The 15,216-nt window shown below is 69.5% G+C and carries 9 protein-coding genes and 1 pseudogene; 4 read left to right on the top strand and 6 right to left on the bottom strand.

The window, feature by feature from the left end:
- Window positions 1-856: 856 nt before the first annotated feature.
- The 3 genes and pseudogenes from ABD858_RS33775 to ABD858_RS33765 all read right to left on the bottom strand — a co-directional run bounded on the left by ABD858_RS33775 (window position 857) and on the right by ABD858_RS33765 (window position 4,668).
- A complete protein-coding gene (locus ABD858_RS33775; protein ID WP_345033749.1) occupies window positions 857-2,092 on the bottom strand; it encodes a C40 family peptidase in 1,236 nt (411 codons plus the stop codon).
- A gap of 441 nt (window positions 2,093-2,533) precedes the next feature.
- A pseudogene (locus tag ABD858_RS33770) lies at window positions 2,534-3,557 on the bottom strand (RNA-guided endonuclease InsQ/TnpB family protein); the annotation flags it as partial.
- 703 nt (window positions 3,558-4,260) lie between these two features.
- On the bottom strand, window positions 4,261-4,668 hold the full coding sequence (locus ABD858_RS33765) for a hypothetical protein (RefSeq protein WP_345033751.1): 408 nt from the start codon (window positions 4,666-4,668) through the stop codon (window positions 4,261-4,263).
- Here ABD858_RS33765 and ABD858_RS33760 point away from each other — a divergent pair.
- The 4 genes from ABD858_RS33760 (at window position 4,667) to ABD858_RS33745 (ending at window position 10,835) form a co-directional block, all read left to right on the top strand.
- The gene (locus ABD858_RS33760) at window positions 4,667-5,596 is read left to right on the top strand and encodes a phosphotransferase family protein (protein WP_345033752.1); all 930 of its coding nucleotides are present in this window, start codon (window positions 4,667-4,669) and stop codon (window positions 5,594-5,596) included. The genes ABD858_RS33765 and ABD858_RS33760 overlap by 2 nt on opposite strands.
- Before the next feature lie 71 nt (window positions 5,597-5,667).
- On the top strand, window positions 5,668-6,696 hold the full coding sequence (locus ABD858_RS33755; RefSeq protein ID WP_345033753.1) for a phosphopantetheine-binding protein: 1,029 nt from the start codon (window positions 5,668-5,670) through the stop codon (window positions 6,694-6,696).
- Between the two features lie 783 nt (window positions 6,697-7,479).
- On the top strand, window positions 7,480-9,114 hold the full coding sequence (gene abc-f / locus ABD858_RS33750) for a ribosomal protection-like ABC-F family protein (RefSeq protein ID WP_345033755.1): 1,635 nt from the start codon (window positions 7,480-7,482) through the stop codon (window positions 9,112-9,114).
- 80 nt (window positions 9,115-9,194) lie between these two features.
- Complete coding sequence (locus tag ABD858_RS33745) at window positions 9,195-10,835, top strand: ABC-F family ATP-binding cassette domain-containing protein (protein WP_345033757.1); 1,641 nt, start codon at window positions 9,195-9,197, stop codon at window positions 10,833-10,835.
- A gap of 323 nt (window positions 10,836-11,158) precedes the next feature.
- Here the strand turns inward: ABD858_RS33745 and ABD858_RS33740 are convergent, their stop codons facing one another.
- The 3 genes from ABD858_RS33740 to ABD858_RS33730 all read right to left on the bottom strand — a co-directional run bounded on the left by ABD858_RS33740 (window position 11,159) and on the right by ABD858_RS33730 (window position 15,073).
- Entirely contained in the window at window positions 11,159-12,028 is an 870-nt protein-coding gene (locus ABD858_RS33740; RefSeq protein ID WP_345033759.1) for a geranyl diphosphate 2-C-methyltransferase, read from the bottom strand.
- A gap of 15 nt (window positions 12,029-12,043) precedes the next feature.
- Window positions 12,044-13,342 (bottom strand): family 2 encapsulin nanocompartment cargo protein terpene cyclase, encoded by a 1,299-nt coding sequence (locus ABD858_RS33735; RefSeq protein WP_345033760.1) that lies wholly within the window; start codon window positions 13,340-13,342, stop codon window positions 12,044-12,046.
- A gap of 318 nt (window positions 13,343-13,660) precedes the next feature.
- A complete protein-coding gene (locus ABD858_RS33730) occupies window positions 13,661-15,073 on the bottom strand; it encodes a family 2B encapsulin nanocompartment shell protein (protein WP_345033761.1) in 1,413 nt (470 codons plus the stop codon).
- Window positions 15,074-15,216: the final 143 nt, after the last annotated feature.

Below are 15,216 nucleotides of genomic sequence, written 5' to 3'. Positions count from 1 at the left end.
TGACCATCGCGGGCAGACCGAAGTCAAGGTGCTCACCGGAGGAGCCCAAATCGAGGCGGCCGGGCGCATGGTGCAAGGCCGGGCAGCCAGGTCCTGGGCTTCGGTCTCATCGATGGGGTCCGGAACCAGAGGGGCTCAGGTCGGCTCATTCCGTTTCACAGCGAGCAGTGAGGTGGTGAACAGGGCTTCGAACTCGGGGTGTTGTCACGGTTCGTGTCACCAGAGGCAAAGTCGTCAGACAGCCGTCAGGCTGCTCCGCTGCACCGGCCGGCGGCACCTGCAGCAACCATGTGCCGCCTGGGGCGTGCGAATGCTCGGCTTCGCAGCGTTCGGGTTGAGGTTTGTGTACCACCAGCAGACGAAGAACCTGCTGGTGTCGTACTCGCCGAAGAAGCCCGGCTTCTTCCAGAAGCCGAAAAAGAGGCGCCTGACCTGGGCTTTTGCCCCTCAGGCGCCTTCCGCTCGACCTGCTCCGAGCAGAGCCCGGTTTACGCCGTAACTCCCAGCACCCCCCACCACTATCCCGCCTGACCAGCACTTCCGGACCAGTCACGGACCAGAACTCCGACTCACTCCAAGAGCCACACCCTGGCTGACGCGGTCCCACTCCTGCATGGACTGATCAATGAGGCGGTTGTCCTGCTCCCGTACAGATCGCCAAGTCCCTGTTCCCACATGTTCGTTGGTGCATCGCTGATCACATGGGCGCACTGCCCGGAGCGCTGCCACTCCATGCGGTGCGGTCACATGCTGGTGGGACGACCCGTCAAAGACCGTCCCACACTCCCTTGCGCCCCGCTACACTCTCCACTCCCGATCCGTTGACCAGCGGGAATGGAGAAGTCCGGCTGGTGTACTAGCAGTCGGGTATGGTCACGCCGCTGTTGTCCTTGGCCACGTCATTGCCCCACCGCGACAGGTGGAACGCCGACACCCACTGACCGCCGGGGCCCACGTCCGGATCCGTCTTCAGCCACCAGTGGTTGTAGCTGCTGCCGCTCGACACCTCACGGCCCCACGCCTTGCAGAAGACGTAGTTCGTCCCCTGGTACAGCGTCCCCGTGCTGGTGGTGGAGGTCGGGGAGCCGTACACCGGCGCGTTGGCGAAGGTGTCCACCCAGTACTTGCCGGTGGCGGGCGGGGCGCCGCCGCCCTGGCAGTCGGGTATGGTCACGCCGCTGTTGTCCTTGGCCACGTCATTGCCCCACCGCGACAGGTGGAACGCCGACACCCACTGACCGCCGGGGCCCACGTCCGGATCCGTCTTCAGCCACCAGTGGTTGTAGCTGCTGCCGCTCGACACCTCACGGCCCCACGCCTTGCAGAAGACGTAGTTCGTCCCCTGGTACAGCGTCCCCGTGCTGGTGGTGGAGGTCGGGGAGCCGTACACCGGCGCGTTGGCGAAGGTGTCCACCCAGTACTGGCCGCCGCCCGACGGGGGCGGGGTCGGGGTCGGGGTCGGCTCCGGGGAGGAGTCGCCGGGTCCGTACAGCCGGATGGCGCCGTAGTAGTCGCCGTGCGAGGAGAGCGCCGCCACCTGGACGTAGCCGCCGGAGTAGGGGGCCTCGACGATCCAGCCCTGCCCGAGGTACATCGCAACGTGGTGGATGGTGGAGGCGGTGTTGCCGAAGAACACCAGGTCGCCGGGGAGCAGCGGTGCGGTTCCGTCCGCTCTGTAGTAGCGGGCAACCGCCCGGGAGGACGGCCACTGGGTCCGCGAGGTGCCGTTGATGACGTCCTCGCCGACCGCCAGCTTGTAGGCGTAGCGGACCATGCCGGAGCAGTCCAGGCCGCGGACGTTGCAGTCGTAGGGTGCACCGTTGGAGGCGTCGCAGATCCCGTACGTCGGGCCGGGCTGCGCGCCGTGGCCGCCGCCCCACGAGTACGGGGTGCCGATCAGCCCGCAGGCGGAGCGGACGGCGGCGGTCGCCTGCGGCGCCGCACCGGTGGAGAGCACCTCGCAGGCGGGCGCCGCCTGGGCCGCTCCGGCGCCGGCGAAGAACACTCCGACCGACACCAGCAGCGACAGCAGGGCCGCCCACCGCAGCGGGGCAACCGGCCACCGCGACAGAAAGTTTACGCGCGTAGTCACAGCCGCGCATCCTTCCCGCAGCGCTGACTATGAGTCAATGGTTGCGCCGCACAGACCTGATCGCGCGTTGGCCGCCGACCACACCTCGCATGTCCGTCCTGCTCACCGCCCGAAACCTACGGCGGCCGGCGTTGGATCGTCTACGACGAAGCCTGGCGCCTGATGCGCCGGTGCCCGACACTCCGGGCCTGTACCGACTGTCCCTCTCCCAGCGCGACGGGACGCGCCGAACCCGCCAAGCCGTCCTGGACCTGCGCCGCGGCCGACCGGACCCTGATCTTCCTGGCCGCCCTCCGCCGGGCCCTGCGCCCGCTCGACGCGCCCCTGGTCTTCTTCCAACGACAGGGTGATCGTGGACTGTCGGACGGCGGCGGCCCCGGCCGTGGGGGCGGCCTCGACCGAGGCCGTCGCCCTCGCCGAGGGCGACGGCTCCCGTCAGGAGGCGGTGTCGGCGGGGGCGTGGAACAGTTCCGCCACGGTGGCGGCGATCGTGCCCGTGGCGATGAACGCCCCCAGCTGGGCGAACGACCAGCTGTGGAGGGTGGCCCGTTGGGGCTTGCGAAGCCGTACCCGCTCGCGGATGCCCGTCAGGTCCTCCAGGGCGATCCCGCGACCGGTGCTCCCCCAAGCTCTCAACTTCGTTCGAGCAGGGGGGTACCCCCATCGCCTCGGCCACCACATGTTTCGCGATCTTGTGGTTGATGTCCTTCGCCCGCCGCGCCTCCTTGCGCCCGCGCTTGTTCAGCCGCCGTTTCGCGGACGGGGTGTTCTTCTTCTGCAGCTTGGCCCGCAGCTTCCGCTCCCGGACCCGGCTGCGGTTGAGCTCGCGCCCGGCCATGATCTCGCCGTCACTGGTGGTGGCGATGTTCACGATGCCCAGGTCGATGCCGAGGAAGTCCACCGGATCGCTGTCCGGCGGCGGTTCGGGGACCTCGCAGGTGGCGTTGAGGAACCACATGCCGTCCCGGCAGACAAGATCGGACTCACCCCTGCGGTACAGGGCCAACGTGGCCAGCTGCTCCGGGCCGGCGGTGAACGCCACGTCCTTCACTCGCCCGGCCACGGTCCAGATCGAGACCCGCCGCCCGGCGATCTGCCAGGACAGCATCCGGTCGTCGTACGGCTGCGCACCCTCCGGCCGGAAAACGATCGGCTCGCCGGTGGCCTTCCGGTAACGCTTCGATCCGGGCCTGCCCAGGTTCCCGGCCTTCAGGTTCGCTCTCAGCACCGCGTATGCGTCGCACGTCTTCTTGATCACGTGCTGCGCGGCCTGCGCACCCAGGCCCCACCGCGCCTTGATCTCGCCGTAGGTGTGCTCGCGCAGCGCGAAGTTACGCTTCACGTCTTTGTCGAACGCCACCCGGCTGGCCCAGGTCGCCGCCTCGTTGCAGGCGCGCAGGGTCGCCTCAAGGGCCGTCGCCTGCACCGGCGTTGGCAGCAGCTTCACCTGCACCACCAGCTTCACCCGGCCAGGCTAACGCCCAGCATCGACCTATGTCATCGAAATAGGAAACACCGGTCCATCAGGGGACGAAGCATCGCATACACCCGGCATGCACACTCGGCCCTCACCCCGAAGTGCCCACGCGGCGTCTTCACGGACGAGATCCTCACGCGCTGCGACGAGACCATGCGGGACGCCTGCACCGACTTCGGGACAGACACCCGGCCGCTCCGCGGCCGAAACCCGGCAGCGACACTGCGGCGCTCCGCGCCGCAGTCGCAAGGATGCGATTCCTCCCGGGCGTGAACGCCGGGGTTCCTCGCAAAATCACGCTGAAGGTCGACATGGCAAAGCCGCCCCTCCCCGGGGATCGCGCCCGCCCATCCCGGTCAGAGGTTCAGGCCGGCCGCCACGCCCTGCCGTCGAGCACACGATTGATCCGGCCCTGCCCGTCCGCCCCCGTCAGCCCCTTGGCCTCCAGGATCCGGCGGAGCCAGGTCAGGGCCGCCTCGACGTCGGCCGCCCCGAGTTCGGGAGTCGAGCGCGACCAGCTCGCGCTGGGCCCGCGCGATGAGCTCCAGTCGGTCGGGGTCCTGCCGGCGGGAGGGGGAGCTCGCGGCGACCCGCAGGCAACCGCGGACCACGTCCGCGTGGTCGGCCGGTCCGACCGACAGTGCCTCCCGCAACTCCGTCACCTCGGGGTACTGGGCGACAGACAACCCGGTCACGTTCTTGGTCGTCTTCTCCAGCAGGAAGCGCAGCACGTGGCCGGGCCCACCTTCAGGGCCCCGCCCACCCCCTCGGCGACCAGCCGACGCTGGACGTCGAGCCAGCGCACCGGGGCAACGAGCTGTTCGGCCAGCAGGTCCCGGGACCCGTCGCCGCCGGGGTGCGGCTCGGCGGTCACGGTCGAGAGCACGGGCACCGAGGGTGCGACGATGTCGAAAGGTTTCAGCAACGCCGTCATCTCATCGGCGGCGGCCCGCATCAACTCGCTGTGGTACGGACCCTCCATGCCCAGCGGGTAGACCACCGCGCCCCGCGCCTCCAACTCCTTCGCCGTCGTGAGCAGGTCGCCCCGCGCGTGAAGATCTTTACGTACGCGTCGCCTTCGCTCTACCGTAGCGGCCATGCTCCCTGCCGTGGACACAGATGAACAGTGGGACAAAGTCATCCCCGACGACGAGGCTCTGCGACCCGGGGTGGAAGATCTCTGCGCCCGCCTCGGCTTCGCCGATGTCCACCCCATTCGATACCCCGATGGCTCGGAGCCGGTCTACGCGATCGGTGACCGGCACGTCCTCAAACTCTTCCCCCGGATGTGGCTCCAGGACGCTCTCACGGAAAACAGGGTCCTGGGGTATATCCAAGGGCGCCTGCCGATCCCCGTGCCGGAATTGCTGGAATTCGGCGAGTACGAAAACGGGTGGCACTACGTCCTGATGTCGCAGCTTCCGGGTGAGGGCCTCGCCACGGCCTGGCCAAGGATTCCGAAAGCCGACCGGGACCGCATCGTCACCGAGGTCGGGGAGGCCCTGGCCGTCCTGCACTCACTCGACCCCGAGCCCCTCACCGATGTCCTGGGGCCCGAGAACTGGGGCGCCGCCCTGGCGGACCGCCGCGCCCGAGCCGTCGAGCGGCAGCGCGAACGCGGCCTGCCGGAGCACTGGTTGGAGCAGATCCCGGACTTTCTGGATGCCGTCCCGCTCGCCGCGGACCCGCCCCGCTCCCTGCTGCACACCGAGGTCATGCGGCAGCACCTGATCGTCGATCCCGACGGCTGGCGGCTGACCGGGCTCATCGACTTCGAACCGGCCATGATCGGGGATCGCGCCTACGACTTCGTCGGCATCGGCCTGTACGTCTCCTGCGGCGATCCGCGCCTGCTGGGAAGAATCATGAAGGCCTACGGGCACGAGTTCGACCCGCGTGAACTCCTCGCCCACACGCTGCTGCACGTCTACAGCAACCTGCCGAGGTATTTCAAGGACCTTCCCGAACCGCCCGAGCCCACCCTCGACTCGCTCGCCGAGACGTGGTTCGGCATCACCCGGGCGTGATCCACCTCCCTGCCCGGCCCCCGCGCCCCTGCGCCGGCGGCCGGGCCCGGGATCCCGGACGAGCACCGGACGTGACCTTCGAAGGCGGTACGACCGTCTGGTACTGGGAGGCTCCCGACACTCCCCGGCCCGAGGACCGTCGGCTGCTCAGCGAGGAGGAACGGGCCCGGTCGGCCGGCATGACGTCCCGTCGCGCCGCCGAGTTCGTCACCAGCCGGGCGGCCGTCCGGTCCATCCTCGCGGAGCGGTTGGGCGTCCCGCCCGGCCACGTCGTCCTGGGCCGGCGGGCGTGCCCCGGCTGCGGGGGGACGGACCACGGACCGCCCACGATCGTCCACCCCGACACACCGCTGAGGATCAGCGTGTCCCACACCGTCGGCCGCGGGGCCCTCGCTCTCGGCAACCGACCCGTCGGCGTGGATGTGGAGCAGCACCGCACGGTCGAGCTCCCGCAGCTCGCCTGGACGGTCCTCTCCCCCGGGGAATGCCGGTGGCTGGACGAACTCCCGGACGACCGCGCCCGCCTCCTCGGCTTCTTCCGGTGCTGGACGCGCAAGGAGGCCGCCCTGAAGGCAATCGGCGTCGGCATCGTCGGCGACCTGCGGGCCTGGCACAGTCACCCGGACCGGGGCGACGACATCGTGATGGACTCCGCCGCGGCCGGCAGCACCACGGGCGCGTGGCGGGTACGGGACCTGAACGTGGGCCCGCACTGGTCCGCCGCCGTCAGCGGGCCCGCCGACGCCTCCGGCCCGCTCCACATCCGCCTCTGGGCCCGGCGGCCTCTCCTCACCCACGCACCCTCGAGAACAGGCCAACGGATGACCACGATCCACGACGGGAACGGAATCACCGGCGACAGGGACGTCCTCGGCTCCGTTCTCCTCTTCTGGCAGGAACTCCTCGGCGTACCGGAGATCCACCCCGACGACGACTTCTTCGACCTGGGCGGCACCTCACTCCGCGCCGTGCGATTCGTCCTGCGGGCCCGCCGGGAGTTCGGCATCGACCTGGCCGCCACATCCCTGGCCAACGCCGGCACAGCCCGCCAGTGCGCGGAAGTAATAAAATCCCTCCTCCCCCACTCCCCCACCCCCTGACTCGCTTGAGCTGCCGGACTGCTCGACCTGCTCGGGTTGTTCGGTCGACTCCACGCCGATCCGGTGGCTCATCGACTGGGTGTCGAGGTCGCCGTTGGCGTGGACGGCGCGGAGTTTGAGGACGGCTTCGGCGCCGGTAAGGCCCCAGGTAGCGGACGCAGGCGTCGACGCTCTCACATTTCGTGCCGGTGAGCCGGACGGCCGCGGCCCTGGTGGTCATGTCCCCCGGGCCGCATCGGGCAGGTGGGTGGAGTCGGGATCGAGGGCCAGGCCGGCGACACCCGCCATCAGGGGCGCTTCCGTTCGGCGTGTTGCTCGCCTTCTTCGCCTGCGCAGCCAAGGTCACCGCCTTGCTCGGGGGTGCGGCGGGGAGGGCGGCCGGAGCGCCCGGATGACTGGCTATGAAGCCGTCACCTCCGTTACGCATCAACGGCGTTGACATGAGCTCCGCATCGCCCTGCTCACGGCTCGGCGGCCAGCCGGACCGGCCCGCCGTGTTCGCGCGTGAGCGGCTCGTCCTGCAGGTTCAGGGCATCGGGGAGCCGGTCATTTTCCCGTTCGAACGCGTCCTGTGGTTGAATTGGCAGCGACGTCTGATCGTTTGTTGAGGAGCCCAGACATGGTGGTGGACGACGACATCTCCGGGTGATACCCGGACCCGACAGGCCACCGGCCGGTGCGCGGAAGCGCCGCCGCCGTGGTCTCGCTGTCGTTCCCTCTTCCCACCTGTCTGCCGCCGGGGCAGAAGTGTCATCCCTGCCCCCTCTCCATGAGGTCACCTCCATGTCCGGCGTTTCCGTCGTTTGCTCGAACCTGTCCTTCACCTGGCCCGACGACACTCCCGTCTTCCAGGACCTGTCCTTCACCGTCAGCTCCGGCCGCACCGGCCTCGTCGCACCCAACGGCACCGGCAAGAGCACGTTGCTCGAGCTCATCGCCGGGGCACTGCTGCCCGATAGCGGGGCGGTCTCCGTGACGGGCACTCTCGGCTACCTCCGGCAGAGCCTCCCCCTGACCGGTGATCTCACCGTCGCCGAGGTGCTGGGCGTCGCCCCGATCATCCAGGCCATCGACGCCGTGGAGTCCGGGGACGTCGACGAGAAGCACTTCACCACCATCGGCGACGACTGGGACATCGAGGAACGCACCCGCGCCCAGTTGGACCGCCTCGGATTGACCGACCTCACCCTGGACCGCAGTCTGAGCACCCTCAGCGGCGGCCAGGTCATCTCCCTCGGTCTCGCCGCCCAGTTGCTGAAGCGACCCGACGTGCTGCTGCTCGACGAGCCCACCAACAACCTCGACCTCGACGCCCGGCACAAGCTCTACGACGTGCTGGAGGACTTCAACGGCTGCCTGATCCTGGTGAGCCACGACCGCGCCCTGCTCGACCGCATGGAACGCATCGCCGAACTCGACCGCAGCGAACTCCGCTTCTACGGCGGCAACTTCACCGAGTACGAGGAGGCCGTGCGAGCCGAGCAGGAGGTCGCCGAGAAGAACGTCCGCAACGCCGAGCAGGAGCTGAAGCGGGAGAAGCGGGAGATGCAGATGGCTCGCGAACGTGCCGAACGCCGGCAGAGCAACGCCGCCCGCAACCTGAAGAACGCCGGTCTGCCCCGCATCTTCGCCGGCAACATGAAGCGGGGCGCACAGGAGTCCGCGGGACGGGCCGGCCAGATGCACGCCGGCCGGGTCAGCGAGGCGAAGGCCCGGCTGGACGAGGCCGGGCGTGCACTGCGCGAGGAGCAGCGCATCATGCTGGACCTGCCGGACACCAACGTGCCCGCCGGACGCAACCTGTTCCTCGGCGAGCAGCTCCGCGTCCGGCTCGGCGACAAGGACGTGTTCGCCGGTCAGGGTGTCGACCTGGCTATCCGGGGCCCGGAACGCATCGCGCTGACCGGTCCCAACGGTGCAGGGAAGAGCACCTTGCTGCGTCTGCTCAACGGCGACCTGGCTCCGGAGGGCGGCGGGATCAAGCGGGCCGACGGGCGCATCGCCTATCTCTCGCAGCGCCTCGACCTGCTGGACCTGGACCGCACGGTCGCCGAGAACTTCGCCGAGTACGCCCCGAAGCGGCCGGAGGCCGAGCGGATGAACCTGCTCGCCCGTTTCCTCTTCCGGGGTGCCCGCGCCCACCTGCCCGTCGGGGTGCTCTCCGGCGGCGAGCGGCTGCGCGCCACCCTGGCCTGCGTACTGTGCGCGGAACCGGCCCCGCACCTGCTACTCCTGGACGAGCCGACGAACAACCTCGACCTGGTCAGCGCGGGCCAGCTGGAGAGTGCCCTGAACTCCTACCAGGGCGCCTTCATGGTGGTCAGCCACGACGAGCGGTTCCTCCGCGAGATCGGTGTGAACCGGTGGCTGCGGCTGGCCCACGGCGTGCTGAAGGAGACGGGGGCCCCTGAGGTGTGAGCCGCCGCCGTGTCGACCTGGCCCGCGTCCGAGGCGTGCCGCCCGGCGGGCCGAGTACCGATCACGTTGGGAGTATTCCCATGCCTCAGCCTGCCCTGCAGGCCCACGACCTCGTCCGCGTCCACGGCGCCCGGAGGGTGCTCGCCGGCGTCTCCCTGGCTGCCTCCCCCGGGCACTGTATCGGGCTGATCGGCGAGAACGGAGTCGGCAAGTCGACCCTGCTGCGGCTGCTGGCCGGGACGGACGAGCCCGATGGAGGAAGCGTCACCCGGCCTCCCGACCTGGGCTTCCTGCAGCAGGAGATGCCGTACGACACCGACGCGACGATCGGCGACGTACTCGACGACGCCCTGCTCGAGGCCCGGGAGGACCTCACCGAGCTGGAACGCCTCGCCGAGCAGCTCGCTCGGACCGCGCAGGACGCGCCCGAGTACGCGGCATTGCTCGAGTCGTACGGTGCCCGCCTCGAACTGGCCCAGGCTCGGGATGCCTGGGACGCCGACCGGCGCGCCGCGCTCGTGCTCGACGGCCTCGGCCTCGGCGCGTTCGATCACGACCGCACGCTCGGGTCACTGTCCGGCGGGCAGCGCGGCCGGCTGGCGTTGGCCGCGCTTCTGGTCCGACGGCCTTCCGCGCTGCTGCTCGACGAACCGACCAACCACCTCGACGACGGCGCCGCCGCCTTCGTCGAGGAGCAGGTGCGCGGCCTGCCCGGGGTCGTCGTGGTGGCCAGCCACGACCGGGCCTTTCTGGACGCCGTGTGCACGGATCTGATCGACCTGGACCCCGCCATCGACGGCCCTGTGCGCTACGGCGGCAACTACAGCGCCTACCTGGCCGAGAAACGTGCCGAGCGACAGCGCTGGGAACGGCGCTGGGCCGAGGAGCAGGAGGAGCTGGCGGCGCTACGGGTATCGGCCGGGGTCACCGCGCACCGCGTGGCGCCCGACCGGGGGCCGCGCGACAACGAGAAGATGGGCTACGGCCACCGTGCCGGCCGGGTGCAGAACCAGATCGCCCGGCGGGTGCGCAGCGCCACCCGCAGGCTGGAGGAGCTGGAGCGCTCCCAGGTGTGGGAGCCGCCGAAGCCGCTGCGGTTCCAGAGCACGGCGCTGGCCGCACCCACGGCAGACGAAGACGTTCCCCTGGTCTCCCTGGAGGGCGTACGCGTGCCGGGCCGCCTCCCGTCGGTGAGCGCGGAGGTGTCGGCGACCGACCGTCTGCTGGTCACCGGCGGGAACGGGGCCGGAAAGTCGACCCTGCTGGCCGTGCTCACCGGGCGACTCACGCCCGACGGCGAGGTGCGGCGCCGGCACGGGCTCACGGTGGGGCTGCTCGCCCAGGACACCGTCTTCGACCGGCCGGACCGGACCGTCCGGGACACCTATGAGCTGGCGCTGGGCGTGGAACGGGCCGAGGCGGTGCCACTGGCCTCGCTGGGCCTGATGCACGAGGCGGACCTGGACAAGCCGGTCGGGCAGCTCTCGGTCGGGCAGCGCCGACGGCTCGCGCTGGCGCTGCTGGTGGCGCGCCCGCCACAGCTGCTGCTGCTTGACGAGCCCACCAACCATCTGTCCCCACGCCTGTGCGACGAGCTGGAGGCGGCACTTGGCAGTGGCCCCGGCGCGATCGTGCTGGCCAGCCACGACCGCTGGCTGCGGCAACGCTGGCAGGGACGCGAGCTCCGGCTCGGCTCCGGAATCGATGTCGCACAGCGGTAGATCAGCGCGCCGCGAGCCCTGATTAACTACCCTGCTGGTTCAAGTTAGTTGTGTCAGTCACCCCGGGTCCTGATCACATGGACCCGAAGGAGTGCGGCACCGTCCAAGTGCTGACCGGCGGTAAGGGAGGGGGCGTGGAGTCAGCCACGACGATGGTCGGTCGGGAGAGCGAGCAAGCGCAGCTGTCTGCGTTCCTGAACGCTGCAGTGGGGCAGGCCCTCGTCCTTCGGGGACGACTTCTGACTGTCTTCGCGGTCGGCGTACCGCTCGGAGCTGGGCCGGGCCCGTCGGAGACGGACCCGGCCCATGCAGTCGGCGGGCGGTCAGACGCGGTCGGCTGCGATCAGGAGGTACTGGAAGGAGCCGTCCTTGTAGGAGTTGATGAACGCCTCCTCGATGCCTGTGACCAGGGAGGATGTGGCCCGCAGCTCCCAGTAGGGCAGGGTCTCGGGAGTGAGGTCGATGACGGCCTGTGGGACGAGGCGGTTGTCGGCCATCGCACGCAGGTACTCCCGGCGGGAGTGGATGTTGCACTCGAAGTGCGCGTTGATCTGGGAGACCCACTTCGAGGGCTGGCCGTAACGCGGGTTCCAGCAGCCCGTGATGGTCACGTAACGGCCGCCGGCGGCGAGGATGCGGGAGTGCTCGGCGAAGAGGTCGTGCAGGTCGACGTACATGCTCGACTCGTTGTTCCACGAGGCCGCGGCCTGCCCGGTCTCGAAGGGCGTGCCGAGCATGTTGCAGACGCGGGCGTGGACGTGGTCCTCGATGCCGAGTTCGCGGGCACGCCGGTTGGCGAAGTCGGCCTGCTTGGCCGACAGGGTGACACCCTCGACCTTGCATCCGAAACGCTGGTGGGCCATGACCATCGAGCCGCCGCGGCCGCAGCCGGCGTCCACGAGAGTGTCGTCGCGTCCGATGGTGCCGAGGTGGTCCAGGAGGACTTCGGTCTGCGCCGACTCCAGGCGGTGGAGCTCGGCGATCAGCTTCTTCTCGTACTCGCTGTCGCCGGCGTCCCCGAGGGCGGCGCGGTCGATGTCACCGATGCCGTAGTGGTGGTGGTAGAGGCCGTCCACGTCGCCGAGACGCAGGTTCACGGGCCTGGCCTCGTGGTCCCAGTAACGGGCGATGTCACCCTGGTAGGGCGTCACCGGGGCGGGGATGAACGGGGTGGTGTTGACGTTGCTGGTCACGGATAGATCCCATCCTTACCAAAAGTCGGGCAGGTTGTAGCGATAGGTGTTGGTCATGTGCCAGTAGTGGTTGCCGTCGGCCCACACGGCCACGCCCCGCAGGAAGCGCAGCACGGTCGGGACGGGGCAGGCAGCGGCCAGCTCGGCAGCCGCGGCCTCGAAATCGTGCATGAGGTCGTTGTGGACCTCGACCGCCTTCAGGTAGGCCTCGCGGTCGGAGAGGCCCTCGCGTTCGGCGAGCACCACCGGCAGGTTCAGGTGCTTGCCGGGGCCGGCGAGTTCCTTGGTGTACGAGTACAGGTCGTTGACGATGGTGGTGGCGTTACCGGCGAGCGCGATGACCCGCTGTATGGCGGGCTGGGCGTGCAGGTCCGCCGGCAGTTCGTAGCCGCCGACCGTGTCGGTGATGGTCGGGCAGGGCCGGAAGTTGTTGAACTGGCGCATCGCCAGGTACTCCCACACCTCGGGGACATGGTCCGTCTCGGCCCAAGCGGCCTCGGCGAGGTACCCCATGTGCAGACGGGCCATGTCGTGCCGGTACCGGTCGGCCTGGGAGGGGGTGGCATCCCGGAGGAAGTACTCCATAGCCGAGCGGTAGGCGCGGCGCGGAGCGTCCGAGTGGAGCGAGTCCGCCCACCCCGGCTGGTACTCCTTCGTCGTATGGAGGGCGTCGAGAGCGGTGTGCGCCAGCAGCAGGCGTCCGCCGAGGCCGATCGGCGAGCCTCCGTGGTCCTCGCAGTAGCAGTCGTCGACCACGTTCTCGGCGACCATCAGCCGCGTGGCGAGCATCAGGTGATCGACGGTGGGAGCGTCCGGATGGCAGGCGACCATGTAGCGGCCCACGGAGAAGCCGTCGAACTGGTCCTCCCACTCCGGGGGGTAGAGCTCGACCTCGTCCACGGCCCATGTCTTGATCCGGCGGCTGACCTCGGCCACCCGCACGGGGTCGGGCTCCGGGACCGGGTGGTAGTAGAGGCCCGGGATCGGGTCGCCTTCCGTCGGAGCCGTCGGCGGCGCCGGAGGCTCCTGCAGGTCCTCGCGCCGGACGAGGTGCAGGCTCGCCGTGCCCAGACCACTGGGGCCGCGCAGGATCCGTTCCAGGGCGGGGCTCGGTGTCCCCACCTCGACGGCGGGGACACCGACCGAGGGCGGGGCGGGCGCGGAGGGCGCAGGCAACGGGCCGCCGGTGGCGGCCTCGACACCGCGGCCCTGGGCGGCGAGTTGGGCGGCAGCGTTGCCGAGGACATGGGCCCCGAAGTGCGCCGCGGCCTCAGGCAGGCTCGACTGCAGGGGGGAAAGCCCGGGATCGGGCATCCGTAGCTCCTTGGTGGGTGGGTGGGCTGTCCCGCTTCCCGGGCACGCTCGGCCGGCCCGGAAAGGTCCGGACTGTCGTAGCCGTCGGGGAGGGCAGATCCTCTAGTACTGCAACCGCACTCGCGCTATCGCCGCAGGTCAAGCGCGGTACACCGCCCGCCCGCATGTGACGAGCCATCAGCCACTTGGAGCGTTGACCTGCCGGTTCGCGGTTCGACCGAATGCGGGAACCGGAATCCTCCACTGACGCATCGCCAGTGGAAGAACTCCGCTGCACCCGCCCTGACCTGCGGTGACGCAATGAGTGCGGTTGCAGTACTAGTCGTGTCTGCGGGCGATCTGCACGTTCTCCAACACGCCAAGCGCGTCAGGCACAAGGATGGCGGCGGAGTAGTAGGTGGTGACGAGGTAGGAGATGATCGCCCGATCGTCGATACCCATGAAGCGCACCGACAGGCCTGGTTCGTACTCCTCCGGCAGACCGGTCTGGCGCAGACCGATGACACCCTGGTTCTCCTCACCGGTGCGCATGGCGAGGATCGAGCTGGTGTTCTCCTTACTGATGGGGATCTTGTTGCAGGGCAGGATCGGAACCCCGCGCCAGGCCGGGACCTGCTGCCCGCCGACGTCGACATGGTCCGGGTAGAGCCCGCGGGCATTGAGCTCGCGTCCGATTGCCGCAATCGTCCTGGGGTGAGCGAGGAAGAACTTGGTGCTGCGGCGCCGGCACAGCAGCTCGTCGAGGTCGTCCGGGGTAGGCGGGCCGGAGTGGGGCTGGATCCGCTGCTTGAAGGCGGCATTGTGGAGCAGGCCGAACTCCCGGTTGTTGACCAGCTCGTGCTCCTGGCGCTCGCGCAACGCCTCGATGGTCAGCCTGAGCTGCTCCTCGGTCTGGTTCATCGGCCCGTTGTAGAGGTCGGCGACCCTCGTGTGGATCCGCAGGACGGTCTGCGCGATGGAGAGTTCGTACTCGCGCGGGTTGACTTCGTAGTCGACGAAGGCGCCGGGCAGCTCGGCCTCGCCGGTGTGGCCGGCCGACATCGCGATCTCGGCCTCGCCGTGACGGTTCTGCCGCTGCTGGGGAAGCGAACTGAACTGCCGGATGTGGGCCTGGAGGTGCGGCGCAGCGGACAGCACGGCGGCGAAGTCGGCGCGGGACAGGGTGAGCAAGGTGCCGGCGGTCTCGGCGGTGGCGGTGTGGTCCCACTGGGCGTCCGGGTCCAACAGGGCGTTTTCACCGAACAGCTCGCCGTCGGCGAGTACGGCAACCGCGATCTCGTCGCCGTACCGGCCGACGGAGGTCTGGCGGATCCGGCCGTGGGCGATCAGATGGATCTGCTCGGCGGGGGCACCGCGCTCGACCAGCACTTCGCCGGCACGGAAGTCGCGCTGAGCGCACCGACCGGCGATCGCGGTCAGCACCTCCACGTCCTCGAAGCCGCGTAGCAGGGCCAGTTCGCCGAGCTCACGGGGGATCACCCGGACGTCGGCACCGTCCTGAACGAACTCGATGCGCCCGTCGCCGACGGTGTAGCTCAGCCGACGGTTCACCCGGTAGGTGCCGCCCTTGGTCTCCACCCAGGGGAGCATCCGCAGCAGCCAGCGAGAGGTGATCTCCTGCATCTGCGGGGCGGACTTGGACGTGGTGGCAAGGTTGCGGGCAGCCACCGTACCCAGGCTGGTCTGCCGCTGCGGTTCTAACTGCGCATCCGGGCTGGTGTCCAGGTTCATCGGGAAATCTCTCCTTGATCAGGGCAGTGACCGGCATACGTGCACGTCACCGGCGAAAGGAAAGGGTGCATATCGGGAATCCGTCGAGATCCCGGAGAAACAGTAACGACGGTGCCCCCCAGTCGCCCCCGAGAAGCCGTTGG

This window comes from Streptomyces sannanensis, assembly GCF_039536205.1.
Lineage (GTDB): Bacteria > Actinomycetota > Actinomycetes > Streptomycetales > Streptomycetaceae > Streptomyces > Streptomyces sannanensis.
This window is presented reverse-complemented; position numbering and strand designations above follow the sequence as displayed.

Bases quoted from the DNA above. Each gene is read 5' to 3' on its own strand.
- ABD858_RS33760 (WP_345033752.1), top strand. From the start codon at position 4,667: ATGCTCCCTGCCGTGGACACAGATGAACAGTGGGACAAAGTCATCCCC.
- ABD858_RS33765 (WP_345033751.1), bottom strand. From the start codon at position 4,668: ATGGCCGCTACGGTAGAGCGAAGGCGACGCGTACGTAAAGATCTTCAC.
- abc-f (WP_345033755.1), top strand. From the start codon at position 7,480: ATGTCCGGCGTTTCCGTCGTTTGCTCGAACCTGTCCTTCACCTGGCCC.
- ABD858_RS33745 (WP_345033757.1), top strand. From the start codon at position 9,195: ATGCCTCAGCCTGCCCTGCAGGCCCACGACCTCGTCCGCGTCCACGGC.
- ABD858_RS33735 (WP_345033760.1), bottom strand. From the start codon at position 13,342: ATGCCCGATCCCGGGCTTTCCCCCCTGCAGTCGAGCCTGCCTGAGGCC.
- ABD858_RS33730 (WP_345033761.1), bottom strand. From the start codon at position 15,073: ATGAACCTGGACACCAGCCCGGATGCGCAGTTAGAACCGCAGCGGCAG.